The organism is Catellatospora sp. TT07R-123, assembly GCF_018327705.1.
In the GTDB taxonomy this organism is placed as follows: domain Bacteria; phylum Actinomycetota; class Actinomycetes; order Mycobacteriales; family Micromonosporaceae; genus Catellatospora.
The window spans coordinates 758507-784803 of the sequence record NZ_BNEM01000001.1 but is presented as its reverse complement, the minus strand read 5'-3'; the positions used below and the strand labels follow the sequence as shown (position 1 = coordinate 784803).

Annotated in this window: 21 protein-coding genes and 3 pseudogenes; 12 read left to right on the top strand and 12 right to left on the bottom strand. The window is 69.2% G+C overall.

All coding sequences use genetic code 11. The features are described from left to right. Positions 1–456: 456 nt before the first annotated feature. Positions 457–942 (bottom strand): RICIN domain-containing protein, encoded by a 486-nt coding sequence (locus Cs7R123_RS03300; RefSeq protein ID WP_212823301.1) that lies wholly within the window; start codon positions 940–942, stop codon positions 457–459. A gap of 213 nt (positions 943–1155) precedes the next feature. Beyond that, positions 1156–1215 (bottom strand): annotated as a pseudogene (locus Cs7R123_RS41050) (hypothetical protein); the annotation flags it as partial. On the opposite strand from Cs7R123_RS41050, the pseudogene Cs7R123_RS03295 reads away from it, so the two are divergent. Then, positions 1214–1507: pseudogene (locus Cs7R123_RS03295) on the top strand (integrase core domain-containing protein); the annotation flags it as partial. The pseudogenes Cs7R123_RS41050 and Cs7R123_RS03295 overlap by 2 nt on opposite strands. Before the next feature lie 328 nt (positions 1508–1835). Then, a pseudogene (locus tag Cs7R123_RS40970) lies at positions 1836–2321 on the top strand (DEAD/DEAH box helicase); the annotation flags it as partial. A 116-nt stretch (positions 2322–2437) separates the two neighbouring features. Here the strand turns inward: Cs7R123_RS40970 and Cs7R123_RS03285 are convergent. Further along, positions 2438–3466: a LacI family DNA-binding transcriptional regulator gene (locus tag Cs7R123_RS03285; protein WP_244871588.1), complete on the bottom strand. Its 1029-nt coding sequence runs from the start codon at positions 3464–3466 to the stop codon at positions 2438–2440. A gap of 92 nt (positions 3467–3558) precedes the next feature. Further along, entirely contained in the window at positions 3559–5145 is a 1587-nt protein-coding gene (locus Cs7R123_RS03280) for a glycoside hydrolase family 43 protein (protein ID WP_212823300.1), read from the bottom strand. 854 nt (positions 5146–5999) lie between these two features. Here Cs7R123_RS03280 and Cs7R123_RS03275 point away from each other — a divergent pair. Beyond that, entirely contained in the window at positions 6000–8114 is a 2115-nt protein-coding gene (locus Cs7R123_RS03275) for a cellulase family glycosylhydrolase (protein WP_212823299.1), read from the top strand. Positions 8115–8297: 183 nt separating this feature from the next. Here Cs7R123_RS03275 and Cs7R123_RS03270 read toward each other — a convergent pair whose 3' ends face one another. The 3 genes from Cs7R123_RS03270 to Cs7R123_RS03260 all read right to left on the bottom strand — a co-directional run bounded on the left by Cs7R123_RS03270 (position 8298) and on the right by Cs7R123_RS03260 (position 10049). After that, positions 8298–8642, bottom strand: a complete 345-nt coding sequence (locus tag Cs7R123_RS03270) for a hypothetical protein (protein ID WP_212823297.1) — start codon at positions 8640–8642, stop codon at positions 8298–8300. Continuing rightward, complete coding sequence (locus Cs7R123_RS03265) at positions 8635–9282, bottom strand: ABC transporter substrate-binding protein (RefSeq protein WP_212823296.1); 648 nt, start codon at positions 9280–9282, stop codon at positions 8635–8637. The genes Cs7R123_RS03270 and Cs7R123_RS03265 overlap by 8 nt, the downstream gene beginning before the upstream one ends. A gap of 479 nt (positions 9283–9761) precedes the next feature. After that, positions 9762–10049: a hypothetical protein gene (locus Cs7R123_RS03260; protein ID WP_212823295.1), complete on the bottom strand. Its 288-nt coding sequence runs from the start codon at positions 10047–10049 to the stop codon at positions 9762–9764. A 9-nt stretch (positions 10050–10058) separates the two neighbouring features. Here Cs7R123_RS03260 and Cs7R123_RS03255 point away from each other — a divergent pair, with 9 nt between their 5' ends. The 7 genes from Cs7R123_RS03255 to Cs7R123_RS03225 all read left to right on the top strand — a co-directional run bounded on the left by Cs7R123_RS03255 (position 10059) and on the right by Cs7R123_RS03225 (position 19550). Then, positions 10059–11108 (top strand): LacI family DNA-binding transcriptional regulator, encoded by a 1050-nt coding sequence (locus Cs7R123_RS03255; protein ID WP_212823294.1) that lies wholly within the window; start codon positions 10059–10061, stop codon positions 11106–11108. Between the two features lie 276 nt (positions 11109–11384). Next, entirely contained in the window at positions 11385–13538 is a 2154-nt protein-coding gene (locus tag Cs7R123_RS03250) for a carbohydrate-binding protein (protein WP_244871587.1), read from the top strand. A 142-nt stretch (positions 13539–13680) separates the two neighbouring features. Further along, positions 13681–15789 carry a glycoside hydrolase family 36 protein gene (locus tag Cs7R123_RS03245; RefSeq protein WP_212823292.1) on the top strand — a complete coding sequence of 703 codons (2109 nt, stop codon included), beginning with the start codon at positions 13681–13683 and terminating at the stop codon, positions 15787–15789. A gap of 66 nt (positions 15790–15855) precedes the next feature. Next, the gene (locus Cs7R123_RS03240) at positions 15856–17166 is read left to right on the top strand and encodes an ABC transporter substrate-binding protein (protein WP_244871586.1); all 1311 of its coding nucleotides are present in this window, start codon (positions 15856–15858) and stop codon (positions 17164–17166) included. Positions 17167–17237: 71 nt separating this feature from the next. After that, positions 17238–18206: a carbohydrate ABC transporter permease gene (locus Cs7R123_RS03235; RefSeq protein WP_244871585.1), complete on the top strand. Its 969-nt coding sequence runs from the start codon at positions 17238–17240 to the stop codon at positions 18204–18206. Then, a complete protein-coding gene (locus Cs7R123_RS03230; RefSeq protein ID WP_244871584.1) occupies positions 18203–19075 on the top strand; it encodes a carbohydrate ABC transporter permease in 873 nt (290 codons plus the stop codon). Before Cs7R123_RS03235 ends, Cs7R123_RS03230 begins: the two co-directional genes overlap by 4 nt. A 136-nt stretch (positions 19076–19211) precedes the next feature. Next, complete coding sequence (locus tag Cs7R123_RS03225) at positions 19212–19550, top strand: MerR family transcriptional regulator (RefSeq protein ID WP_212823291.1); 339 nt, start codon at positions 19212–19214, stop codon at positions 19548–19550. Between the two features lie 165 nt (positions 19551–19715). Here Cs7R123_RS03225 and Cs7R123_RS03220 read toward each other — a convergent pair whose 3' ends face one another. From Cs7R123_RS03220 to Cs7R123_RS03200, 5 genes are all read right to left on the bottom strand, one after another. Then, entirely contained in the window at positions 19716–19826 is a 111-nt protein-coding gene (locus tag Cs7R123_RS03220) for an FMN-binding protein (RefSeq protein ID WP_212823290.1), read from the bottom strand. Between the two features lie 157 nt (positions 19827–19983). Continuing rightward, complete coding sequence (locus Cs7R123_RS03215; RefSeq protein ID WP_244871583.1) at positions 19984–20340, bottom strand: VIT1/CCC1 transporter family protein; 357 nt, start codon at positions 20338–20340, stop codon at positions 19984–19986. Positions 20341–20377: 37 nt separating this feature from the next. Next, entirely contained in the window at positions 20378–20854 is a 477-nt protein-coding gene (locus Cs7R123_RS03210; RefSeq protein ID WP_244871582.1) for a nucleoside deaminase, read from the bottom strand. Positions 20855–21227: 373 nt separating this feature from the next. Then, positions 21228–21533, bottom strand: coding sequence for an NIPSNAP family protein (locus tag Cs7R123_RS03205; protein WP_244871581.1), 306 nt, complete (start codon positions 21531–21533; stop codon positions 21228–21230). Positions 21534–21864: 331 nt separating this feature from the next. Then, complete coding sequence (locus Cs7R123_RS03200; protein WP_212823287.1) at positions 21865–22038, bottom strand: hypothetical protein; 174 nt, start codon at positions 22036–22038, stop codon at positions 21865–21867. 217 nt (positions 22039–22255) lie between these two features. On the opposite strand from Cs7R123_RS03200, the gene Cs7R123_RS03195 reads away from it, so the two are divergent. Continuing rightward, on the top strand, positions 22256–25051 hold the full coding sequence (locus tag Cs7R123_RS03195) for a LuxR family transcriptional regulator (RefSeq protein ID WP_212823286.1): 2796 nt from the start codon (positions 22256–22258) through the stop codon (positions 25049–25051). A gap of 186 nt (positions 25052–25237) precedes the next feature. Next, on the top strand, positions 25238–26257 hold the full coding sequence (locus tag Cs7R123_RS03190; RefSeq protein WP_212823284.1) for an EAL domain-containing protein: 1020 nt from the start codon (positions 25238–25240) through the stop codon (positions 26255–26257). The last annotated feature ends 40 nt before the right edge of the window (positions 26258–26297 follow it).

Here is a 26297-nt window from a genome sequence, read left to right as displayed (position 1 = left end):
CCACGACGCCGGCGCAGGCATCGTGGCAGACCACCGGAAGGTCGCCGCATCGGCTTCTTCCGCCGGCGCAGCAAGACCCGTTCACCATCCCGTAGCAGGCCCCGTCCACCGCGCAGCCGGGCATCTCGCTGACGCCGTCCGGCGGCTACCGGACGGTCGTCGGCGACTGCCTCTTCATCGCGGGCCGCGGCGTGGGCCTGCCGGTCACGGTCGGCATCGCGATCCGGCGGTACCGACTGCTCGTCCGGTCGGGTGGCGGGAGTTGAGGCAGGCCGCGGGTGACCGCTTAGCTCTTACAGCGCCTAACCGAAAACCTCGCTGCGGCACAGATCGAGCGGACTTCGGCCGACCTGCAGCACATCAGGCAGATCCTGCCCGTCGGGAGCGCCGGAGCCCGCTACGGCAAGGCCGTGCTGCCAGCCTGGCGCGGTTCGGCGATGCCATCGTGAGGCGTGATCAGCCGGTGAAGCCCCATATCTTCCAGAGGTGCGCGGGCGCGTCGGCACAGGGGGCCTGGGTCAGATTCGGGGCGCTGCCGAGCACCAGGCACTTGCCGGACGACACGCTGTGCAGCCACCGCAGGCCGTTGCCCCGGTCGTCAAGTAGCCACAGCTGCAGGATCGACGTACCGCACAGCATGACGGCGGCCGCGGTCGCGTCCGGGTTGCTGGTGAGGCACTTGTTGCTGCCGTAGGGATACAACCGGTAGCCGCTGTAGGCGCTGTCAAACACCGGGGTCCACAACTGGTAGCTGAAATCCTCGCATGCGAAGGTCGCGACCGGGGCGATGGTGCCGGTGCCCTGCCTGCCCAGGCAACCGAGGTTGGCCTGGTTTTGGATGTGGTGCGGCGAGGCCGCCGCCTGCGCGGGTGAGGGTACGGCGCCGAGGCCGAGGATGACGGCGCCCACCAGGGCGATGAACTGTGTTACCGACCTTCTCACGGTGATCCGATCTGTCGGAGAGCATCGACGGACCATCCGTCGTCTGACTTTACATGTAAATTTATCGCTGTATTGGGTGTGACTCAAACGGTCGCGGGATCAGTCAGGTGCACCGGGTTGATCTGCGGGATCGCCGCGAAGGCCACCACGGCGAGCGGCGTGAGCAGCGTCATCCACACGGCCGACTCCACCCCGGTGAATCCGTTGCGCTACCAGCGTCGCGATATGGCCGTCGCCGCGGTGCTCACTTATGGTCGTCGCCGCCTGCCACAATCAGTTTCGATCGAGGAAGTTCGTCGCCGCGCTGCACCAGCACCGCATGCTCGGCTCGATGGGCCGAGTCGGCGCCGCCGGAGACAACGCGGCCATGGAGTCGTTCTTCGGCCTGCTGCAGAACAACGTCCTGGACCGCCGGTCCTGGACCGCCCGCGAACAACTACGTACCGCGATCGTGGCCTGGATCGAACGCACCTACCACCGCCGCCGACGACAACGCCCGCTCGGCAAGTTGACCCCCATCGAGTTCGAGACAATCATGACCCCGCAGGCCAGTCAGGCCGCGTGACTACACCTGTCACCTATCGGTGCAGCAGACCCGTTGCGGCAAGAGAGCAACAGGTCACCGGGTTCGGCGAGGCGCGGAGCGCGGGTGTCACTCGCGATTACAGACATGGAGCAGACGTTACGTAAAGCAGAAGAAACTAGCTGTCAATCGCTAGAGTGGTCACGACTGTCCCCCTTGGATGGTGGATGGCCTTCTGGCCTGTGCTTTGCGACCGTAAATGTTCTCTGTTCTGAGTCGAGAACGGATAATAAAATCGGCCGCGTTGCGGGGGACGCCGAACGGCGTGCTCGGCAGCGCGGTCGTGCGCTGATCGGGGAGGAAGCGCTCGGTGGACGCATTCGCGGTGCATCGGCAGTTGGTCCGTGACTATCAGCAGTTCACGGAGGGCTTCGTCGATGTACATGACACCGAGATCCGGAATGCCATCGAGAGCCAGAGCGAGCGGGGCGCGCAGTGGCCGGCTCCGTGGTTGTCGCTGAACCCCTCCTTCGCCGTCGGCGGGCGCATCGACGAACTGGTGTCGCGTGGTGTACTGCAGGGGGAGTGCGAGCGGATCTTCCGTCGCAAGAGCGATCTCAACGATCCCGGTGAACAGCCCATCACCCTGCACCGCCATCAGGCGGAGGCAGTCTCGGTGGCATCGTCCGGGGCCTCATACGTGCTGACGACCGGCACCGGTTCGGGCAAGTCGCTCGCGTACATCGTCCCGATCGTGGACCGGGTGCTGCGCGACGGCAGCGGACGAGGCATCAGGGCGATCGTCGTCTACCCGATAAACGCGTTGGCCAACAGCCAGATGGTGGAGCTCGGGAAGTTCCTGAACAACGGGCACGGCGGACAGCCACCCGTTTGGTTCATATGGCCCGACACGGCGTCTATCCGTCGACCGATGCCGGGAAAAGCCAACATGTCGACACCGGTGGCGTGCGATTACGGTCGTGGTGGGGCTGTGCTGCCACGGACGGTGAGGGTCGTCGCCAACTCCAGCCCTACCTGCGGTGTCCTCTCTCCGCGGCCCAGGGCGAGCGCCAATTCGGTGGCGGCGACCGCCATTTCGGTGAGTGGCTGGTGAACGGTGGTCAACGGGGGGTCGACCAGGGCGGCGACCGGAAGGTCGTCGAACCCGACCACGCTCAGGTCGGCCGGGATGCGCAGGCCGAGCTGCCGCGCCGCCTGGTAGACGCCGAGCGCTTGCAGGTCGTTGCTGGCGAAGATCGCCGTCGGGGGATCGGGACGGCTCAGCAGGGTCATCGCCGCTGTGTGGCCGCCTTTCTGGTCCAGGTCGGTCCGTGCGACCAGGCTGGCGTCGGCCGGCAGGCCGGCGGCTGTCATCGCGGACCGGTAGCCGTCGACCCGGGCCTGGCAGCACAGGACCTGGTCCGGGCCGGCGATCATCGCGATGCGGCGATGTCCGAGCTCGATGAGGTGGCGGGCGGCTGACCGGCCGCCCGCCCAGTTCGTGGCTCCGACGAACGGAACGTCGTCAGGCAGCTCGGTGGTGGGGTCGACGACGACGAAGGGGATGCCTCTGGCCCGTAGCTGGTTGCGTTGGTCCTCCGACAGCTGGGCCACCGTCACGATGCAGGCGGGACGGCGGGCGACCGTGTCGTCGATCCAGTAGCGGATCGAGCTGCGTTGCGGGCCGAACTCGGTCAGCACGACACCCATGCGGTGGTCCCGTGCGACGCGTTCCACCCCGCGGATGATCTCTACCCCCCACATGTGCTGCAGGTCGTCGAAGACGAGTTCCATCAGGTTGCTGCGGGTGGCCGGTGTGGGCCTGCGGTATCCGTACTGGTGGACGAGTGCTTCGACACGGGCGCGGGTGTCGGCGGCGACGCCGGAGCGGCCGTTGAGGACCTTCGACACCGTGGGGATCGACACTCCGGCGGACTCGGCGATGTAGGAGATGGTCACCGCCCCGGCCGGACCGTTGGTGGCGTGTTCGGTGTCGGTCACCGGCTCATCGGACTCGGCGTGCGACAACCCGACTCCCTCCGTCGTGGTGTGCGTTGTGTTTCCGGTCGGGGCCGGACGCTGTCCGGCCCCGTTCACGGCGCAAGGATAGCCTCTGGGGAGATGCTCGGACCGGGCTCGGTCGGCTCGTAGTCGAACCAGTCGAACTGCACGGTGCCCGCGGCGGCGTACATGCCGAGCACCCGGCCGGTGAAGCCCCCGGCGACCTCCGTCGACAGGTAGCGGCCGTCGAGTTCGGCCAGCACGTCGAACGTGCCGTCGCTGCCCTCGATCCCGAGCCGGACGGTGTCGGGCTCCTCGCGCGGATGCCACTGTGCCGGCGCCGATGCGATGATGTCGATCCGCAGCCGGACCGGTCCGTCCGGCGTGGTGCGGGTGCCGAGCGTGGTCTGCAGGGACGAGGCGCGGGCGGACGCGCGCACCTGCCCGTCGCCGACCTCGATCTCGTAGTGGTGCGACTCGTCGAGGCGTACCGCCAGGCCGCCACGGCCTTGCGCGGCGTCGAGCAGGGTGCGGGCGGTGCAGGACAGGTGCTGCTGACGGCGGCCGACGAACATCACGTCGGGCTGGTCCAGTGACGCGCCGCGGGCGCGCAGGGTGAGCCAGCCCGGGCGTTCGCCCAGTGAGCACAGCTCGTCGGGCCGCGACCGCACGGAGATCCAGCGCGGGTGCAGCCGGTCGGCGTCGAAGTCGTCGCGTACCGGCGCTGCGGCCAGCGGGAGCGCCGGCCACGGGGGCGACGCGAGCGCCGGCTCGACCCGCCCGACCATCGGCCAGCCGTCGGCCCAGGTCACCGGTGTCAGGAACGTTTCCCTGCCCAGGACGTGCCATCCCGGGGTGCCGCCGCCGGGGCGTACGCCCAGCAGCACCATCCACCAAGACCCGTCGGGGGACTGGACGAGGTCGGCGTGCCCGGTGTTCTGGATCGGGTGGTTGACGCCGCGATGGGTCAGGATCGGGTTGGCCGGGCAGGGCTCGAAAGGTCCCTCCGGTGCCGGACCGCGGGCTATCGAGACGGCGTGTCCGCGCTCGGTCCCGCCTTCGGCGATCAGCAGATACCAGTAGTCGCCTATCCGGTAGAGGTGGGGAGCCTCCGGTGCCTGGGCGCCGGTTCCACCGGACCACAGCCGGTGTGGTGTGCCGAAGGTCTGGCCGGTGTCCGGGTCGATGCGCACCTGTTCGATGCCGGCGTAGGTGCACCAGCAGCGGCCCTGATCGTCCCAGGCGAGGTCCGGGTCGATGCCGGGAATGCCGGTCCGGATCGGTTCGGACCATGGCCCGGCCGGGTCGGTGGCGGTGAACAGCATGGTTGTGCCGCCTGGTGCGACGTTGGTGGTGATCAGCCAGAAGCGGCCGTCATGGTGGCGCAGGGTGGGCGCGTACACGCCGCCGGAGGAGGGTGTGTCGGTGGTGATGTGCAGCTGGCTGGGCCGGTCGAGCGCGTTGCCGATCTGCTCCCAGTGCACCAGGTCCCGGCTGTGGAAGATCGGCACACCGGGGAAGTACTCGAAGCTGGAACAGGCCAGGTAGTAGTCGTCGTCGACCCGGCAGATGCTCGGATCGGGATGCATGCCGGAGATGACTGGGTTGTGGAACATGCCGCCGATCCAGCCGTTGGCGTCGACGACCGTGGGGGATAGCTGTGCGGGTGCTGAACTCATTCGGGTTTCTCCGTTGGTGATGCGGTCAGAGCGATCGTGGCGGCGCCCAGCGCGGGGGCTTCGTGGCCCAGCGTGGAGGCGGCCAGGAGGACTGGCCCGTCCGCCGCCGGGCGGACAGACTGTTCAAGCGAGGTCGGCCTGCTCGTCGGGTCCACATCCGGCCATGGCACCAGCGGTGAGCACGATGCCGGCCGCCGCTGCGGCACCGGTCAGAAACCGCCGGCGGGGCAGGGCGAGTAGAAGATGGGGATTCTGATCCCGTGTCACGGGGACCGCCTTCAGGCCATAGGCGTCGGGGCAAGGGATGCGGAGTTCGTGTGCTCAGGTCCGGGGAGCACGCCGTAGAAACTTTCTGGACATTGCGCAGATACTTTCCTGGCGGGAGCGTAGTGACGGCCGACGATTTCGTCAACGAGCGGGCATCGGCCACCTGCCCTCGTGCCGCGGCTCCTCGCACGTCGTTCCGGACCGACAGCGTGATCTTGTACGGGAAAACACAGTTCACACTGGCTGCAATGTGGCGGGTCGAGGTTCGGTGCCCACTGCGCCGCGGCTGTCATCGCTCGCGCACCTGGCGGATCCCATTGACGTGCATTGCCGAAAGGCGTAGCGTCCTGCCCGAAACTTTCGCGGTAGGGTCGCGGAGGTTGAATCGTTGCGGGAGCCAGGCAACGTCGCGGAATCAGGGGCAGCTGACCGCGAAGCACTCGATCGCGCCGACGGGTCGGCCATCGATCCACTGTCACGTCACTACCGGGTGCGCCGACCGCCGGGACACCGTCTGCGCAAACCCGGCCACGACCGTGTGACACCGAGCCCCGCACGAACCACCTCGATCTGAAAAGGATGATCCCATGACCCTGCAGGACCTGCGACGAGTACGGTGGCGCGCCGCCGTTGTCGCCGGCGGCGTAGCCGCCGCCCTCCTGGCCGGTGTGGCGGCAGCGGTGAGCGCCCAGGCGGCCGCCGGATGCCGCGTGACCTACGCGGTGTCCGCCCAGTGGCCGGGCGGCTTCACCGCCAACGTCGACGTCACCAACCTCGGCGACCCTGTCAACGGCTGGAACGTGAGGTGGACCTTCCCGTCCGGCCAGCAGGTCACCCAGGCCTGGAACGCCACCGTCACCGCGTCCGGCGCGCTGCAGACCGCGACCAACATGAGCTACAACGCAGCCATCGGCACGAACGCGACCGTCTCCTTCGGCTTCAACGGCTCCTGGTCGGGCAGCAACACCGCACCCACGTCGTTCACGCTCAACGGTGTCACATGCACCGGCACCGTCGGCGGCTCGCCCTCGCCCTCGGCCAGCGCCTCGACCCGCCCGTCGCCTTCGGCCTCACCCTCGGCCTCGCCGTCCCCCTCGACGTCGCCGCAGCCAGGCAATCCGATGGCGACCGTGGCGGCGATGCAACCGGGCTGGAACCTCGGCAACACCCTGGACGCCATCCCCGACGAGACCGCCTGGGGCAACCCGCTGACCACCCAGGCCCTGCTGCACCACGTGCGCACCCAGGGCTACAACAGCATCCGCATCCCGATCACCTGGAGCAACCACCACGGACCGGCGCCGACGTACACCATCGACGCCGCCTGGCTCAGCCGCGTCCGCCAGATCGTCGACTGGTCCCTGGACGAGGGCTTCTACGTGATGATCAACCTGCATCACGACTCCTGGCAGTGGATCAACACCTACCCCACCGACCGTACCAACGTCCTCGCCCGCTACACCGCCCTGTGGACCCAGCTGTCCAGCACGTTCCGCAACCACTCAGCCCGGCTGGTGTTCGAGAGCATCAACGAACCGCAGTTCACCGGCACCACCGGCGACGACCAGAACTACCAGGTGCTGAACGAGCTCAACACCGAGTTCGTGCGGCTCGTGCGTCAGTCCGGCGGCGGCAACACCAGTCGGCTGCTGGTACTGCCCACGCTGTTCACCAACGCCGACCAGGGCCGACTCGACGCCCTCACCGCCACTTTCACCCAGCTGCACGACGCCAACCTCGCCGCGACGGTCCACTTCTACGGATGGTGGCCCTTCAGCGTCAACATCGCCGGGGGCACCCGCTACGACACCAACGTGGAACAGGACCTCATCGGGACCTTCGACCGGGTGCAGGCAACCTTCGTGGCCCGCGGCATCCCGGTCATCATCGGCGAATGGGCCCTGCTCAACTGGGACCACAACCGGCCCGGCATCATCGAACGCGGCGAGTTCCTCAAGTTCCTCGAGGCCGTCGGCTACCACGCCCGGACCAGGTCGCTGACCACCATGCTGTGGGACGCCGGCCAGTTCCTCAACCGCAACACGCTGAGCTGGCGCGACCCGGGCGTGTTCGCGATGATGAAGACCAGCTGGACCACCCGCTCGGGCACCGCCTCGGCAGACCAGGTGTACGTCCCCCGCACCGGAGCCGTCACCGGCAAGTCCCTGACCCTCAACCTCAACGGGACCACGTTCCGCGGGCTCCGCCAGGGCAGCACCGACCTGGTCAACGGGACCGACTACACGGTGTCCGGCGACACGCTCACGCTGACCGCCACGGCACTGACCCGACTGGTCGGCAACCGCGCCTACGGCGTCAACGCCAGCATCCAGGCACGCTTCTCCCAGGGCGAACCCTGGCCGATCGACATCATCACCTACGACCCGCCCACCCAAGCCGCCGCCACCGGCACCACCAGCGGGCTCACCATTCCCACCCAGTTCCGCGGCGACCAGCTCGCCACCATGGAAGCCAAGTACACCGACGGATCGAACGCCGGGCCAGCCAACTGGACCTCCTTCAAGGAGTTCTGGACCCACTTCCAGCCCGACTACAGCGCCAACACCATCACGCTGAAGCCGGAGTTCTTCAACGAAGTCAACGACGGGACAGCCACCCTCACGTTCCACTTCTGGAGCGGCACGCAGATCACCTACCGCATCACGAAGTCCGGCACCTCGGTAACGGGCAGCACCTCCTGATGGGCGGGGTTGCCGCGGCGGCGGGCAGTGGCCGCGGCAACCCACCACCGTGACCGGCCACGGCCTGCGGCTGCGACGGGACGGATGCTGAGGACTGCAGGCGCCAGAGCACGTCGCAATGCTCACGCGGGCAGCAGCCATCGCCGAACAGGTTGCGGCACGCCCCGAAGGCCGCAGCGGCGGTCAGGCGTGGGTCGTGGGCGCGAGGCCGAGCCAGCCAGGGGTGGGCGGGCTGGCGACCTCGCCGAAGTACAAGATCATGGTTTGGCGCCAGCGTTCGACGTCGGCGCGGTCGGCCATGAAGGCGGCGAAGTCGGCGCTGCGGGCGTTGGGCACGTCCCAGATGCCGGTGCCGGTGGGCGTGACGTCGGTGCGTACGCCCCAGCCGTGCTGCCCTGCAGCTTGCCAGTCGGGGGTGAGGAGCCAGTTCAGGTAGAGCTTTCCGGCGGCGGGGTGTTCGGCGTCCTTGAACAGCGCGGCGCGTTGTCCCCAGGCGAGGAACGGATGGTCGCCGTCCGGGTTACCCACACGGTGGTGTTCGCGCCACCGAGCCCGATGTGCCTGGTTCCGGCATCGACTGCTTCGCCGGGCTGTTGGTGCTGCGGTGGAAGGTGATGTCCTGACTAGCCAGTTGCACGATCCAGCTCCAGCCGTAGCAGTCGGCGTAGGTCTTGTAGGGGGACAGCGTCGCGTCGTCGTCGCCGGGATGAGTGGAGATGATCTGCCCGTTCCACTCGGGGTCGACGAGGTTCCGCGGGCTGGCCGGGCCGCAGCCGGGTCCGTGCATGAAACCGAACGCGAACACACCGATGGCGTACCAGGCTCCGTCCGGGTCCTTGAACATGTCACGGACCTGGTCGAACCCGGCCGGCTTGTACGGCTGGAGCACCCCCTGGTCCTTCCAGCGGTCGAAGTCGAACGAGGTTTGCAGGTGCGTGACGTCGGGCACGAGTGTGCCTTCGGCGAGCTGACGGTCGATGCGTACGTCGTGGTACTTGCTGTAGTCGACGATCATGCTGAGTTGGATGTCGGAAACGCCGCGGTGCGCGTCGCGCGTGTAGTCCGGCTGGTCCGGGATATCTCCACCGGCGTAGACCGTCAAGGTGGCGCCCTCGGCGAGGGCGTCGGCATGCAACTCGGCCAGGCCGCGGGTCTCCTGCTCAACCATCGTGGGCTCCATTCCGCTTCTCGAGGACCCTGCCCATCGGGTGCCCGACAGCGATCGCTGTGTGCTGGCGCGAGGTGTCCGGATACTTGGGTTTGGTCAAGCTTCCGGTCACCTGCGTCTGATGCAGCGTGGGAGTCAGATGCGGGACTGCCCATCGGCCAAACATGAGGTGGGCATCAGAGTGTCTGTCGGCTGGCGCGTAGGTCGCGTTGGAGGTGGGCGGGTTCGTGTTCGAGGGGCATGTTCGACTGGTCCGCGGTGCCGTCCAGCGAGCCGGGCGGGTCGGCGGCGAGTTGTTTGAACAGCGGTTCGAGCTCGGCCTGGGCGGAGCCGTGGTCAGTGACGAGTTCGAAGGTCTTGCGGTCGGCGTCGGGCGCGGTGAGCGCAGTGACAAGAACTTGAGCGAGTTGTTGGCCCGAGGGAGACGACCCAGAGGCCGGCGATATCGGCTGCTGGGCTCCGGCTGGCAGCCTCGTCTTCTACTGTGGTGACGTCGGTCGCTTGAACGGCTCCTTCGGCTTCAACGGATCATGGTCGGGCAGCAACACGGCGCCGACCTCGTTCACATTCAACGGTGTTGCGTGCGCCGGCGGCACGCCGTCGCAGCCTGTCAATCCGTCAGTCAGCACGTCAGCGTCCGCGTTGCCTTCGGCCTCGCCGTCGACGGCCCCGCGGCCAGGCAGCGCGATGGCGACGGTGGCGGCGCTGCAGACCGGCTGGAATCCGGCAGCACGCGAAGGTTTGACCGAGCGCGTGTGACCGGTCACGATGGCAGAATGATCCGCAAGACCGCCGACAGTCCGCCGGCACGGCAAGCCTCGGCACCCAGCATCCGCGACGTCGCCGCAGCCGCAGGCGTGTCCTACCAGACCGTCTCCCGGGTGCTCAACGGTTCGTCGAGTGTGCGCGCCGAAACGCGTGCCGCCGTGCTGGAGGCAATCGCGAGGTTGGAGTTCCGGCCCAACCGGTCGGCGCGGGCGCTGGGCCTGGGCCGGGCACGCGCGGTCACCGTGGTCACCTCCGACACGATGCTGTATGGCTACGCCAGCACGCTGCAGGGGATCGAGGAGGCGGCGCGGGCGGCCGGGTTCGCTGTCGGGGTCAGGGTGATCGAGTCCGGCTCGGCCGAGGACGTGCGACAGGCCGCCGATTATGTCGGTGATCCCAGCGCCGGTGCGGTGGTGGTCATCGCGTTCGACCCTGCGGGGGCCAGGGTGCTGGCTGCGCTGGGTCGTGACGTGCCGGCCGTCGCCGCGGTCGAGGCGTCGGGCCAGCAGGCCACCGACCGTGTCGCCATCTGCCTCGACGAGCGGGCGGCGGCTGCGGCCGCGACTGAGCACCTGCTCGCGCTGGGGCATCGGACGGTACACCACGTGGCGATCCCGTCCGAGGACGGCGGCAGCGGGCGGCAGGCTGGCTGGCGTGACGCGCTGCTTCGCGCTGGAGCACCTGTTCCGGATGTGGTGTCAGCAGGCTGGGATATGCGGGCGGCGTACGCCGCTGGCCGCCGCCTAGCTGACGATCCCCAGGTCACGGCGGTGCTGTGCGGCAACGACGATCTGGCGCTGGGAGTGCGCCGGGCGCTGTACGAGCGAGGCCGTGACGTGCCCGGTGACGTGAGCGTCGTCGGGTTCGATGACATCCCGGGTTCGGCCTACTGGACGCCGGCGTTGACCACCGTGCGGATGGACTTCACTGGTTTGGGGCGTGCGTGCTTCGTAGCCGCTGTCGCGCAGCTGGCGGGCCAGCCCCAGCCGGAAGTGTCGCTGACGGCACCGTGTCTGGTTGTGCGCGAATCCACCGCACCCCCTAGGGCACGATCTTAGCCCACACGTAACAGTCCGGTAACGGCACTAGTGCAACCGGATGTGACCGGTCACACTCTTTCCACAGAGAGGTTGTGACCGGTCACATCGAAAGGTCCGCGCCCGGCGGGCCGTTCACCGGCCGAGAATGGCAGCTCGTGAAGGCCCCGACGTGAAGCCCCGGGGCTGCCACGGGCGCGCCCTCCCGGCGCCGGAGTGCACCGGTCGACAGCCACGGCGCAATCGGACCGCCGACCGACGGCTGATCCGGAATCGTTCCGCTAGAAGGAGTCCATGTTGTCCAGACGCACGTGGTCCATCGCAATAGTGGTAACTGTCACGGCAAGTCTGCTCTCCGCCGCTCCCGCCTCCGCCGCTCCGCTCCCGCTGGTCGTGGACCTGGCCACCAACACCGGCGCGCTGCGCTACGGAGCGACCGGGTTTCTCTACGGGCTCGGTGACGACGGCATCCCGAACGACACCATGCTCGCGGCGCTCAAGCCCCAGACCACCGCCCAGAAGGCGCCCGACGGCCTGCAGCATCCCAACGGCGACGCGCTCATGATCGCGCCGCTGTTCAAGCGCACCGGTGGCAAGGACATCCAGGTGTACATGCAGGACGTCTACGCCCAGTGGCCGTACGAGAACCTGGGCATCAACGACTACCTGGCCAAGGTCGACACGATGACCCGCAAGATCGTCGCCGACCCGTACCGCACCTCGTACGTGTACGTGCCGTTCAACGAACCCAACCTCTGGTGGTACTCGGGCAACCTCACCGGCCTGCAGAACGACTGGAAGCTGGTCTACCAGAAGATCCGCTCGATCGACCCCGGGGCGCGCATCGCCGGGCCCGGCTACTCCGGCTACAACGGCACGGACTACCGCAACTTCATGACCTGGGCCAAGAACAACAGCGTGCTGCCGGATGTCACGACGTGGCACGAACTCGGCAACGACTTCTTCACCAGCTGGTACAGCCACTACAACGACTACCGCTCGATCGAGACGAGTCTGGGCATCAGCGCCCGGCCGATCTCGATCAACGAGTACGGCCGCTCCTCCGGCGACCTGGGCGTGCCCGGCAACCTGGTGCAGTTCGTCAGCCGGTTCGAGAACAGCAAGGTCGACGGCTGTCTGGCCTACTGGACCTCGGCCGGCACGCTCAACGATCTGGTGACCCACAACAACCAGGCCACCGGCGGCTGGTGGCTGTACAAGTGGTACGGCGAGCTGACCGGCAACACGGTGGTAGTGACTCCGCCGACGCAGAACGGCTCGCTGCAGGGCGTGGCGTCGCTGGACCCGGCGAAGAAGCAGGCGCGGGTGATCTTCGGCGGTGCGTCCAGTGTCAGCACGACCTACGACGCCGACGTGGTCGTCAAGGGCCTGGGCTCGGCGTCTTACCTGGGCACGACGGTGCACGCCACAGTCTGGGGGGTCAACAACACCGGCCTGAACGCTTCACCGAGCCCGTACCTGGTGCGCGAAGGCGACTACGCGTCCTCCGGCGGACAGATCACCATCCCGCTGACCGGCCTCAACGGCGGCGCCGCTTATCACGTGATCGTCACCCCGAACACCGACCTGACAGCGGCGTCGAGCACCCGCTACGAGGCCGAGTACGCCCGCACCGCCGGGACCGCCGCGATCACCTACGGCGCCAACACCGGCTACTCCGGCACCTACTTCGTCGAAGGCTACGGGGCTAGCAGTACGGCCAGCACCCAGTTCGTGGTGACCGCGCCGAGCAACGGCTACTACAACGTCGCCCTGCGCTACTCCGCCGGGCCGCTTGCCGGGGCACCGGCGGCCCGCTCGATCCGGATCAACCTCAACGGCTCGCAGCTGACCACCCTGGCGCTGCCGGGCACCGCGAACTGGGACACGTGGAACACCGTCACGACCAAGGTGTTCCTGCCCGCCGGTGTCAGCCGGATCAACGTCGACGCCTACACCGCCGACAACGCCGACGCGATCAACGTCGACTACATCGATGTCGCATCCACGACCGGCACGATCACCAACTACGAGGCTGAGAGCAGCGCCAACACCCGCGCCGGGACCGCCGCGGTCTCGTCCAACAGCGCCGCATCCGGCGGCTCCTACGTCGGCTACGTCGGCAACGGCGCAGGCAACACCCTGCAGTTCAACAACGTCAACGCTGCGGTCGGCGGCAGATACCGGGTAGTGGTCAGCTACGCCAACGGCGAGCTGGGCGCGGGCGCGTCCAACTACAACACCAACGTCGTCGACCGGTACGCCGACGTCAGCGTCAACGGCGGCTCGACCAAGCGGGTGTACTTTCGCAACACGCTGGGCTGGTCGAACTTCTGGACCACTGCCATCGACGTCGACCTCAATGCCGGCAACAACACGATCAAGTTCGCCAACGGTGCCCGATACGCCCCGGACCTGGACCGCATCCAGGTAGCCGCCGCGATCGGCTGAGCCGAGTACGAACTGCCTCCGCGTCGCGCCGCCTCAGCGGCGCGGAGGCACCCAGGCCCTCACCACACCGGCCGTCATCACCGCACGCGACCAGGCCGGTGAGCCATGCCCAGATCTGGGCATCCAGTAAGGAGACACGTTCATGCCGATCGACACCGCCGAACTCGTCCGGTGGGGCCACACCGCCCTGACCGTGCTGGTGGACGTGTCGCCGCACGAGCCGGTACGCCTGCGCACCCTGACGTGCGGCCCGACCGCCCCGGCCGCACCCGAGCTCAACCAGCCGCTGGTCGAGCTCCTCGTGGCCGGCGCGGGACGGGCCCGCACCTCGCAGCGGCTCAACGACACTGTCGTCGGCCGTCGGCTGCGCCACGGCGGCAGCGTCCAGACGGTCGACGGCAGGTGGCACCAGCTGCGCCTGGACCTGCGCGACGAGCAGAGCGGCCTGGCGGCCGCGGTGTTCCTGCGCTCGGCGGACGGCGTCAGCGCCTGCCAGACCTGGACCACGGTCACCAACGAGGGCACCGAGGCGGTGCTGCTGCAGGCTGTGACGTCGTTCGCCGCCGGGTTCAGCGGGGGACCCGTCGACGACCTCGACGTGCTTTCGGGCGACAGCGAATGGCTTGCCGAGGGCCGGTGGTCCCGCCAGGCGCTGCGCCAGCAGGCGGCCGTGGACCTGAACCTGGGCCTGCACGGCCAGGACGGCCGCGGCAGGTTCGCCGTGACTAGCGGCGGCACCTGGTCCACCGGCCGGCACCTGCCCACCGCCGGGCTGGCCGACCGGGTCACCGGGCACACCTGGCTGTGGCAGATCGAGCACAATGGGGCCTGGCGCTGGGAGATCGGCGAGCGCCTCGCCGGGGCGTACGTCGCGCTGCTCGGCCCGACCGACCCCGACCACCAATGGCTGCAGACCCTGCACCCGGGGGAGTCGTTCACGACAGTGCGGGCGTCGGTCGCCGTGTCCGACGGCGGCCTCGACGGCGCGGTGGCCGCGATGACGGCGCACCGGCGGGCCCTGGTGCGCTCGGATGCCGCGCGGGCCGGGCGCCCAGTCGTGTTCAACGACTACATGAACACCCTCATGGGCGACCCGACCACCGCGAAGCTGCTGCCGCTGATCGACGCCGCCGCCGACGCCGGAGCAGACGTGTTCTGCATCGACGCCGGCTGGTACGACGACGGCGGCACCTGGTGGGACAGCGTCGGACAGTGGCTGCCGTCGACGACCCGGTTCCCCGGCGGCATCGGCGAGGTCCTGGACCGCATCCGCGAGCGCGGCATGGTCCCGGGGCTGTGGCTGGAACCCGAGGTCATCGGGGTCCGCAGCGTCATGGCCGACCGGCTGCCCGCGGCCGCGTTCCTGCAGCGCGGCGGCGTACGCCTGGCCGAGCACGGCCGCCATCACCTCGACCTGCGCCATCCGGCCGCCGTCGCGCACCTCGACGAGGTCGTGGACCGGCTCGTCGGCATGGGTGTCGGCTACCTGAAACTCGACTACAACATCGACCCCGGCCCCGGCACCGACCTGGCCGCGTCCAGCGTCGGCAGCGGGCTGCTCGACCACAACCGGGCGCACCTGGCGTGGCTGGACGGGATCCTGGACCGCCACCCGGGCCTGATTCTGGAGAACTGCGCGTCCGGGGCGATGCGCATGGACTATGCGCTGCTGTCGCGGCTGCACTTGCAGTCCACCAGCGACCAGCAGGACTACCTGCGCTACCCGCCGATCGCGGTGGCCGCGCCCCTGTCGATGCTGCCCGAGCAGGCCGCGAACTGGGCCTACCCGCAGCCGGACATGACCGACGAGCAGATCGCGTTCACCCTGTGCACCGGCCTGGCCGGCCGGCTGTACCTGTCGGGCGACCTCGCCGCGATGACCGAGCGCCAACGCGCCTCGGTGGCCGCCGCCGTGCAGGCCCACCACCTCGTACGCGACGACCTCGGCACGGCCGTCGCGCACTGGCCGCTGGGCCTGCCCAGATGGGCCGACCCCTGGCTAAGCCTGGCCCTCACCACGGCCGACACCACCTACCTGACCGTGTGGCGCCGCCCTGGCGCGGCACCCGCCGCGGCCCTGCACCTGCCGCACCTGGCCGGCCGTGACGTCGACGTCGACGTCGACGTGATCTACCCTCGCGACCTCGACCCATGGACGAGCAGATGGGACGCCGCCGCCGCCACGCTCCACGTAGAAAGCCACACCCCGACCCCGACCGCACGACTGCTGCGCATCCGCGCGCACCAGTAGGCGTCCCAGCCGTCCGGCCCGCCCCCACGGGCCGGTACCTCCCACCGAGATTCCAAGGAGATACCGATGAAAATGCCAAGGCGCGCGCTCGCCGCGCTCGCTCTCGTCGCGTTGGCGGCCACCGGGTGCAGCGATCCCGGTTCCGAGGCCACCACCGGCGGACCGGTGACCTGGGCCGAGCCCACCGCGAAGCTGGACGGCGTCACGCTGACCGTCTGGGCCGCGCAGAACAGCAACACCGTGCCCAAGCAGGTCATCGAGGCGTTCCAGGCCGCGACCGGCGCCAAGGTCGACGTGGTCACCATCCCCGACCCGTACGAGCAGGGCGTGCAGACCAAGGTCGCCACCGGCGACAAACCCGACCTGGCGTTCTGGCAGCCCACCGCGTCGATGCTCACCGCGCTGAACGCCAAGGCCAACCTGCAACCGCTCGACGGCGCCCCGTGGCTCGGCCAGCTCACCCCGGCGCTGCGCGACATCACCGGGCTGCTCGACGGCACCCGCTACGCCGCGCTGGTCACCAGCCCCGCGGTCGAGGGCGTCTACTACAACAAGGAGGTGTTCGCCGCCAACGGCGTCCCCGCCACCCCGAAGAACCTCGACGAGATGCTCACCGTCGCCCGGCAGCTCAAGGCCAAGGGCGTGACGCCGTTCTTCGAGATGGGCAAGGACCGCTGGGCGACCCAGTGGTGGGTGCAGGTGCAGCTCGCCGACGCCGCCCGCGACGGGCTCTGGGACAGGATCAACACGAACAAGGAGACGTTCTCCAGCCCGGTCGTGCTCGACGCGATCAAGAAGTACCAGGCGCTCATCGACGAAGGCCTGTTCAACGCCGACATCAAGACCGCGACCTTCGACGACCAGGGCACCGCGCTGCTGTCGGGCAAGGCCGCCATGGCGGTACAGGTGAACTCGTTCTTCGGCCAGCTGCAGGCCAAGGCGGACACCGCCACGCTCGACAGCAAGATCGGCTTCTTCCCGATCTCGCCGTCGGGCAACGTCGGCACCTTCATCCCGGACCAGAGCAACGCCCTGGTCGCGTTCAAGACCGGCGACGCCAAGCGTGAGGCCGCCGCCCGACAGCTGCTGGCCTACTGGATGGGGCCGGGCTACGCGGGCTTCGTCGCCGACCGCAAAACCGTGTCCCTGCAGACCGCCGTGCCGAGCCCGGCCGGGGTGCCGCAGGCGCTGCTGGCCGTGCACGCCTCGCTGAGCACCTCGGTCGGTTCGATGCAGGCCCTGGCGGTGGCAAACCCGGACCTGTACATCAACCTGGCCGACATGATCGCCGGCACGATGACCCCGGAACAGGTCGCCACCACCACTCAGGAGCAGTTCGCCCAGCTCGCCAGGGCTGCCGGCGTAACCGGCTTCTGACCCAGACCGGCGGTGGGGGCGGCCGCCTACCCCCGCCCCCACCGCCTACCACCGACCGAAGGGAGCCACCCGTGTCGACCGTCCTGGAACAGGCCGTCGGTACGCCGCCGACCGCGCCGCCACCACGCGACAGGACCCGGACTTGGCTGGCCGCGGCACGTCGCAGCTCGGCGATCAGCCGGCACACCCACCCGATGTGGTTCCTCGCGCCGGCGTTCGCGATCCTGGTCGTCTTCTTCTTCCTGCCCACCGTGTTCAACTTCGTCTACGCCTTCACCGACTGGTCCGGCTTCAAGAGCCAGATCAACCCGGTCGGCTGGGACAACTTCGCCGACCTCGCCGCGAGCGGCACCCTGTTCCGCTCGCTGCGCATCACCATCGTCTACGCGGTGCTGGTCGCGCTGTTCCAGAACCTGTTCGGCTTCGGCCTGGCGGTGCTGCTCGAGCGCGACACCCGGCTCAACCACGTGGTGCGGGTGCTGTTCCTGATCCCCGTGCTCATGTCCGCGCTGGCGGTCGGGTACATCTTCCAGGCGCTGCTCAAACCCGAAGGCGCGCTGAACGGCCTGCTTGGCGCCGTCACCGGCGCCGACGTGGACGTCGCCTGGCTGGGCAGCACCAGCTGGACCATCGTGGTCGTCGCGGCGATCCACGCCTGGAAGTGGATGGGCCTGTCCATGCTCATCTACCTGGCCGGATTCAAGACCATCCCTGAGGACATCGTCGAGGCGGCGCACATCGACGGCGCATCGCCCTGGCGGGCGTTCTGGCGGATCCGGTTCCCGCTGCTGGCGCCCGCGGTCACCTTCAACGTCGCCACCGCCCTGCTCGGGTCGATGAATGGCTTCGACATCGTGCAGGCCACGACCGGCGGAGGCCCCGCCCGCACCACCGAGATCCTCAACATCTTCATCTACCGCACCTTCGGCCAGGGTCTGTTCGCGCAGGCCACCACGATGAGCCTGGTGCTGTTCCTGCTGGTCGCTCTGCTGGCGTTCCCCGTCATCCGCTTCCTGCGCAATCGCGAGGAGATCCTGTGACCCAGCCGGTCTACACCCCCCGCCGGCCCGTCCGCCCACGCCGCCGCGCGGCGAGCGTCTGGTCGCGGCTGCGGCCGCCGTTCGTCGTGGTGACGGCCGCCGTCCTGATCGGGATACCGCTGTGGCTGGTCGTCGTGACCGCCGGCAAGTCGCAGGGCGAAGCGCTCACCCCGAACCTCGCCTGGCCCAGCGACTGGCAGCTCGGACAGAACCTGGCCGACGTGTGGAGGCAGGGTGACATTCCCGCGGCGTTGCTGGGCAGCCTGCTCGTCATGGTGCCCGCCGTCGCCGGGGTGCTGACGCTGGGCTCGATGGCGGCCTGGGTCCTCGCTCGCCGCGCCACCAGGCTCAACGCCGTGCTCTACGCGCTGGCCATCAGTGGCATCGTGCTGCCGCCGGCTGTGGTCACCATCGTGTTGCTGCTGCGCCAGCTCGGCCTGGCCGGCAGCTCGCTCGGGATGGTTGGCGTATACATGGGCATCTACATGTCCACGGTCATCTTCTTCGTCACCGGCTTCATCCGCACCGTGCCGCAATCACTGGAGGAAGCAGCGCGCGTCGACGGGGCGCGTCCGATTACCGTCTTCATCCGGATAATCCTGCCGGTATTGCGCCCGGTCCTGGCCACCGCGACGATCCTCATCTGCCTGTACGTCTGGAACGACGTGTTCTACTCGTTCTTCGTCGTCGGCGGCCGACTCGACACCCTGCCGCTCAACCTGTTCCAGGTCGCCAGCGCAGGCCTCTACCTCGACAACTGGCATCTGATCTTTGCCTACATCATCCTGATGAGCCTGCCGCTGCTCGTCATCCTCGCGGTGGCCCAGCGCAAGATCATTTCTGGTATCACCAGTGGCGCGGTCAAATGACGCGGCTGACCACGGTTCGGGCCGGCGGCGGTGAAGTCGCGGCGGACCAGGTCGTCGTGCACCGGCGGCCCGACCTTGCGGCACTTGCCGCGCCGCTTGCGGGCGGAGGCGCTCCACCAGCCGTGGCCGGTGCCCTATGACCTCAGCTGACAGGGTTCCGGCCGACAAGTTCGACGACGACGACTACCCCGCCTACACGATGGGCCGGGCCGCCGAGATGCTCGGCGTCACTCAGGCGTTCCTCCGCTCGCTGGAGGGCGGCCTGTTCGTGCCGACCCGCTCCGACGGAGGTCACCGCCGCTACTCCCGCTACCAGCTGCGCCTTGCCGCCCGGGTCCGCGAGATCGCCGACCAGGGCACCCCGGTCGAGGCGGCGTGCCGCATCATCATCCTGGAAGACCAGCTCCAGGAAGCCCTCGAACTCAACCGCCGCTACCAGGCCGAAGGCCGACCCGACCCGGGCGGCACCGAATAGCGTCGGTGCGTGCAAGCGCGACTCCCGGGCCGACCCGCCGGGGCGCATCTGCCCTGCGCCCCGCGCCAGGGCGCCGCCGCGTAATCGCTCACCGGCCCAGGTCGCATACCTGCACCACGTCCCGACACCGAGTTGCTCCGACCGCTACCCGAGGAGCAGGGCGGTTCACGGGTTGAAGTGCGCGGTGTCGAGGCCAGCCTGCAGCGAGTCGATGTAGCCGTCGGTGGTGACGGTGGCGCCGCTGACCCCGTCGATGCGGGCGCTCTGGGGCGGCACGTGGCCATCCGGGTCCCACGCCCCGGACGTCGGTCCTCAGCCCACGGCGACGCCGACGACGTGCCCGACCCCGAAGGTAACGGTCATCGCCAGGGCGCCACCGGCGACCGCCTGGCCACCGCCCTCGGCACCGGCGAGCCGCCCAGCCGGGCGCTGATCACGCCGGCCAACACGACCGCGAGGGTGACCGGGATGCGGACGCCCGGCGGAGGCAGCAGGATCGCGGCCAGCGGCAGCAGCGAACCCCCGTGAAGGCCAGCGCCGAGGAGCCCGCGGCGTGCCAGGGGTTGGCCAGGTCGTGCGCCGAGATGCCGAGTTCGACCTCGGTATGGGCGGCGAAGGTGTCCACGGCGGTCAGTTCCAGGGCCACCTGCCGCGCGGCCGCCGGTCGCAGGCGCTTCGCCTCGTACAGCCCGGTCAGCTCGTCGAGCTCCTGTTCGGGAAACTCGCCGAGTTCGGCCCGCTCCTTGGCCAGCAGCGCGCGCTCGGTGTCGCACTGGCTGCTGACCGACACGTACTCGCCCAGCGCCGGTCGGCGAAGTCAACGACCGTCAGCTCGGCCGCCAGAATCCCGCATGGACCTCGCGCGCCTCCGGCAGGTCGAACGGTCCCTCCACCAGGATCGGCCGGCGGCCCGCCGCGAACACGTCCCGGCACGGCAGCCGGAGCGTCAGGTTCTCCGGGTCGTCGCCGGTCAGCTCGTACAGTCCGCTCTCGGCCAACGCGTAGACCACCGAGCCGATCCCCGACCAGAAGATCGCGCCCGAGCACATCGCACACGGCTCGGTACTGGTGAACAGCGTCAGCGCATTCAGCTCGGCCGCCGGATAGGCGGCGCTGGCCAGCCGTACCAGGTTGGTCTCGGCGTGCCCGGTCACGTCCCTACCGGTGACCACGGTGTTCTCGGCGGTGAGGAGTACGGTGCCGGTGCTGTCGGCCAGCAGCGCCCCGAAGGGGTGGTTGCCGTGGGCGCGCGCCTGCGCGGCGACGGCGACGGCGAGGAGAAGCAGCTGCTCGCGAGTGGGCATGTCTGTCATGATCCCAGCATCGTTCGTACGGGCCGGCTCGCGGCGCAGTTCGCCGCCGGCGAAGTGGGGCCCAGGACGACGACTGTCCATTCGTCGGCGCGGTGACCCTGGCGTAGACGCCCGGAGCTATTGGAATTCCCAAAGGGCACCCTGGCTCCGCCGCTGCCAGGGAAGGGTGTACCTGGCGACGTCCGGCGCTGGCCCTGAGTGAAGGCGCTCGCCGGCCGGGGATCGTCCCGGTGCGATTGCCGGGTGCCGGGTGCCGGGGCGGGTCTCAGGTGGGCGCAGGTCCGGCGCGATCAGGCCGCCAGGTCCCGAACCGCCCCGGCAGGCGGCCCTGCAAACGGCTGAAGCCAGGCCGTTGAGGCGTCTGTCAGCTCAGCGGTCGGAGGAAACGGCGCTCGTAGCGCCTGATGCACTGGGTTGTGCGGGCGAGCTCGAAGGCTTCCTGGCATTCCGGGTCGGTCATGCTGCCGGTGCGGTACTGCTCGTACTGAGCCATGCTGGGGAACGAGAACAGGGCGTACGCGATGTCGCTGTCGCCTTCGCCGGGCAGGAAGTATCCGTGGTGGTCGCCGCCGAAGCGGTTGACCAGGCGAATCCAGCGCCTGCCGTACTCTTCGAAGTCGGTGATCTTGTCTGGGTCGATTTCGTAGCGCAGATGAACAGTGATCAACATGGTTGCTCCTGAGTCGAGAAGGCGGTGACCGCCAGCAAAGTCACGGCTGTGCCAGCGCTGCGGTGTGGGCGTCCAACCTAGCCTGGTTCAGCTTCTTCGGTTGTTCGTCGGCGAATGAGGCGGCGAGGGCGTGTCGACGGCATCACCGGATCATCAAGATATTGTGCACGCCCGTGGGGAGAGCCTCGCGGACTGGATCAACATGACGCTCGGCGTCGGCCTCGAGAAGACTTCGATGGCCGGTCCGGTCCGGCCGGTTGACGGCCGGACCGGACCGGGCTGTCGCGGCGCGGTCCGTTGGCGCGGCGGGCCATCTGCCGCAGTTCGGTGATCAGGGCGCGTTCGTCAGGGCGAGTTCGGCACCGCTGCGCCGCTGCTGGACCTTGGCATAGCCCACGAGGGCGACAAGGATCGCGAGCAGCACCGCTGACGAGCCGAGCGTGCCGAGGTCGAGGCCGTCCTTGGCGAGCGGCTTGGTGGGGAAGTCGCCGGCGGTGCGGCTCATGACCGGGATCCGTCGGGCCGCGATCCATGGTCTCGGCCTGCGGTGACCGGCGTCGGTCAGATCTTCCGGATCGCGTGGACGAGGTTGCCGGTCATGACTGGAGGTATCCGCCTCGCTGCGGGTGCCGGGTGTTTCGTACGCATGCCAGATTCGGGGCGATTATGCTGAGACTTGGACATTTTTCCGCGTCGATGGCTGACGACAGGAGCCGTTCGACATGGTTGCCGACCATGGGCTGTACGGACGCAGGGCCGAGAGCGAGGCGCTTGATCGGCTGCTGGGCGAGATCCGGGCAGACCGGCACGCGGTGCTGGTGTTGCGCGGTGAGTCCGGCGAAGGCAAGACTGCGTTGCTCGACTACCTGGCGGAAAAAACGACAAAAATTCAGTTAATACGCATATCGGGTATTGAGTCCGAGATGGAATTGGCCTACGCGGGCCTGCATCAACTCTGCCTGCCCATGCTCGACCACGTCGACAGCCTCCCCGCGCCCCAGCGTGACGCGTTGCGTTGCGTGTTCGGGCTCGCCGACGGACCGGCTCCGGACCGGTTCCTGGTCGGCCTGGCGACCCTGACCCTGCTGTCGGGCACCACGCACGGTCGGCCGCTGCTGTGCCTCATCGACGACTTCCAGTGGCTGGACCAGGCCTCCGCGCAGGCCCTGACCTTCGTCGCCCGCCGGTTGATGGCCGACCCCATCGGGCTGGTCTTCGCGGTGCGGACACCCGACGACGAACGCGAGCCGGGCCAGCGTGACCTGCTCGGGCTGCCAGAGCTCGTGCTGACCGGCCTCGACGATCGCGATTCGCGCTCGCTGCTGGCGTTGGTGGTGCCGGGACAGCTCGACGAGCGGGTGCGCGACCGCATCCTCGCCGAAGCTCGCGGCAACCCGCTGGCCCTGCTGGAACTGCCGACCGAGCTGACTGTGCCGGAGCTGGCCGGCGGATACGGACTTCCCCGTGACCGGCCGCCGCTGAGCCGGGTCAGCCGGATCGAACAGTGCTATCTGCGGCGCATGGGCGAGCTGCCTGCGCCAAGCCGCCGATTGCTGCTGGTGGCCGCCGCCGAACCCGTCGGCGATCCCGGCCTGCTGTGGCGCGCGGCGTCGGGGCTCGGCCTGGAACCAGATGCGGTCGCGCCCGCGGAGGCGGCCAAGTTGATCACGATCGGTACGCGGGTGCGGTTCTCCCACCCCCTGGTGAGGTCCACCGTCTACCGCTGCGCGACGGCAGCGGAGCGCCGACAGGTGCATCTGGCGTTGGCCGAGGCCACCGACCCGCTGCTCGACCCGGACCGGCGCGCCTGGCATCTGGCAGCCGCCACGGCGGCACCCGACGAGGCGGTGGCCGCGGACCTGGAGCGCTCGGCCCAGCGCGCTCGTTCCCGCGGTGGCGCTGCGGCCGCTGCGGCGTTCCTCCAGCGGGCCACCGAGCTCACCCCCGACCTGCCGGTACGAGGGGAGCGTGCATTGGCCGCCGCGCAGGCCGCGTTCGAGGCCGGTGCGCTCGACGAGTCGTACGAGCTGCTGGCCACCGCACAGCTGAGCCCACTGGACCGGTTCCAGCAGGCGCGCCTGGAACGGCTGCGAGCCCAGATGGTGTTCTCGCGCAGTCGTGGCAGCGACGCGCCGGGACTGCTGCTGCACGCCGCCCAGCGCCTGGTCCCGCTGGACGTGACGTCGGCGCGGGAGACGTACCTGGAGGCGCTGCTGGCGGCGATCTTCGCCGGCGCCGGGCGGCTGGAGCCCGAGGTCGGCGTGCGCACCGTGGCGGCGGCGGCGCGCTCGGCCCCTGCCGAGCCGGGCTCGCAGCAGGCGATCGACCTGCTGCTCGAGGGGTTGTCGGTGCAGTTCACCGAGGGGTACACCCAGGCCGCACCGACCCTTCGGCGGGCGCTGGAGGTCTACCGCGCCGGCGACATGGGCCTGACCTGGATGTCTCTGACCTCGGCGTTGGTGGCGATGGAGCTGTGGGACAACGTGACATGGCTGGACCTGCTGGAGCGCGAGGTGCAGTCGGCTCGGCAAGCGGGGGCGCTGAGCCTGCTGCCGATGGGCCTGGACTACCTGGCCAGCTACTACGTCCAGTCGGGGGACTTCCTCACGGCGGCTGCGCTCAACGACGAGGCGGGCGCGCTCGACGCCGCCATCCACGTGGCACCCCCGCCCTACACGCCGCTCATGCTGGCCGCGTGGCGGGGAGATCAGCAGGGCACCGCCAGGCTCACCCAGGACAGCGTCCAGGACGCGTTTCCGCGGGGTGAGGGCAGCGCGCTGGTGCTCACCGAGTACGCCGCCGCGGTGTTGGACAACGGGCTGGGCCGTTACTCCTCGGCGCTGGCCGCCGCCGACCGCGCGACCACCGGCGACGTCCTGGTGGCCAGGTCATGGGCACTGACCGAACTGGTGGAGGCCGCCGCAAGGTCGGACCGGCCGGATGTCGGCGCGCAGGCGCTGGAGCAACTGACGGAGCGGACGCGTGCCAGCGGCACACCGTGGGCACTGGGCACCGAGGCGCGCTCGCGAGCGCTGCTCGGCGACGGCCCGCTGGTCGAAGATCTGTACCGGGAGGCGATCGACCGGCTCGAGGACTGCCACATGAACGCTCACCTGGCACGGGCGCACCTGGTTTACGGCGAGTGGCTGCGTCGGGAGAGCCGTCGTGCCGATGCCAGAGCGCAGCTTCGCCGTGCCCACGAGATGTTCACGGCCATGGGCGCCGAGGCGTTCGGGGAGCGTGCCCGCAATGAGTTGCTGGCCACCGGCGAGACGGTCCGCAAGCGGACGGCGGATGCTGCTTTGAACCTGACCCCGCAGGAGGCGCTGATCGCGTCACTGGCCCGCGACGGGCGCACCAACCAGGAGATCGGCGCCGAGCTGTTCATCAGCCCGCGCACCGTGGAGTGGCACCTGCGCAAGGTGTTCGCCAAGCTGGCGATCAACTCACGCCGGGAGTTGCACGACGCTGATCTCGGCTCGGTGGCGATACCGAAACAACATAGTAGATCTGGTTGAGGCGCGGGTCGCCGGGAAACGGACACCCGGTCCGGATCCCGTGTCCGGCTGTCCGGTACCCGGGCACCCTGGGCGCTGGACCAGTACCCCAGACCAGTGTCAGACCCGGGCCTGAGCACCCCCGCCGGAGGCGACATTTGGGACATGCCCTCGTCAGAGGACGAGCACCCCGGAAGGAGTACTCCTGTGATCAGATATGCCCCCGTCGCCCCGCTGTTTGCAGACATCGACGATCTCGCCGCCAACCCCTACCTCGCGGCGCTGAAACGCCTGATGAGGCGGTGCCGAGAGCTCACCGCCGCAGTCGGCCGTGCCGGACCCCGGCTGCTGCGCGCCGTGGATCGCCTGGCCGTCCCCGGTCACGGCATCGCGCGGGCGAGCCGCGGTGGTGACGGGCGCGGCGCGACCGAAGCGGCCCGCCTGCGACTAGACGGTCCGGCGGAGGTGGCCGGCCACACCGTGGCGCACGCGCTGGCCCACGGGCAGCTGCGGCTGCTCTACCAGCCCATCGTGCGCATCGCCGACCGTGCGGTCGTGGCGGTGGAGGCATTGGTGCGCTGGCAGCACCCGATACTCGGTCTGATCAGCCCCGCCCGGTTCCTCACTGCGGCTCACAAGGGCGGGCACCTGCCCCTACTCGACCGCTGGGTCCTCCACCGAGCCTGCGCCGATCTGGCCGAGCTGGGCCGATCCATCGGCGACGCGGCACCCGACCGCGTCAACGTGAACCTATCTGTCCCCACGCTCGCCACGGACTTCACCCGGACCGTGACCGACGCGCTGGGCGATGCCGGCCTGCCCGCGAGCCGACTGCACCTGGAACTGTGCGAGGGCGCCGACCTCACCACCCTCCTGCACGCAGCACCACGCCTGGAGAAGCTGATCCGCCGCGGCATCGGGGTGGCACTTGACGACATGGGTGCCGGCTCGACCGACCTGCGCTACCTGTCCCGCCTCGCCATCCAGGGCATCAAGATAGACAAGGAGTTCGTGGCCGGCATGCTGCACAACCCGCGCGACCACGCCATCGTCAAGATGCTCACCAACCTCGCCCACGGCCTCGGACTGCACGTCACCGCCGAAGGCGTCGAGACCCCGGAGCAACTCGCCGCGCTCTCCCGCGTCGGCGTCTCCTACGCCCAGGGCTATCACCTCGCCCTGCCGCTGACCCTGCCCGCACTCGCGGGCGCCCTGCTCGCAGCGTGAACACCGATCGCTGCCGCCGTTTCCGGCGAACCACCACTGA

Coding starts and splice junctions, on each gene's coding strand:
- Cs7R123_RS03240 (WP_244871586.1), top strand. CDS start 15,856: ATGAAAATGCCAAGGCGCGCGCTCGCCGCGCTCGCTCTCGTCGCGTTG.
- Cs7R123_RS03255 (WP_212823294.1), top strand. CDS start 10,059: ATGATCCGCAAGACCGCCGACAGTCCGCCGGCACGGCAAGCCTCGGCA.
- Cs7R123_RS03200 (WP_212823287.1), bottom strand. CDS start 22,038: ATGAGCCGCACCGCCGGCGACTTCCCCACCAAGCCGCTCGCCAAGGAC.
- Cs7R123_RS03225 (WP_212823291.1), top strand. CDS start 19,212: ATGACCTCAGCTGACAGGGTTCCGGCCGACAAGTTCGACGACGACGAC.
- Cs7R123_RS03210 (WP_244871582.1), bottom strand. CDS start 20,854: ATGCCCACTCGCGAGCAGCTGCTTCTCCTCGCCGTCGCCGTCGCCGCG.
- Cs7R123_RS03275 (WP_212823299.1), top strand. CDS start 6,000: ATGACCCTGCAGGACCTGCGACGAGTACGGTGGCGCGCCGCCGTTGTC.
- Cs7R123_RS03265 (WP_212823296.1), bottom strand. CDS start 9,282: ATGGTTGAGCAGGAGACCCGCGGCCTGGCCGAGTTGCATGCCGACGCC.
- Cs7R123_RS03205 (WP_244871581.1), bottom strand. CDS start 21,533: ATGTTGATCACTGTTCATCTGCGCTACGAAATCGACCCAGACAAGATC.
- Cs7R123_RS03195 (WP_212823286.1), top strand. CDS start 22,256: ATGGTTGCCGACCATGGGCTGTACGGACGCAGGGCCGAGAGCGAGGCG.
- Cs7R123_RS03280 (WP_212823300.1), bottom strand. CDS start 5,145: ATGAGTTCAGCACCCGCACAGCTATCCCCCACGGTCGTCGACGCCAAC.
- Cs7R123_RS03245 (WP_212823292.1), top strand. CDS start 13,681: ATGCCGATCGACACCGCCGAACTCGTCCGGTGGGGCCACACCGCCCTG.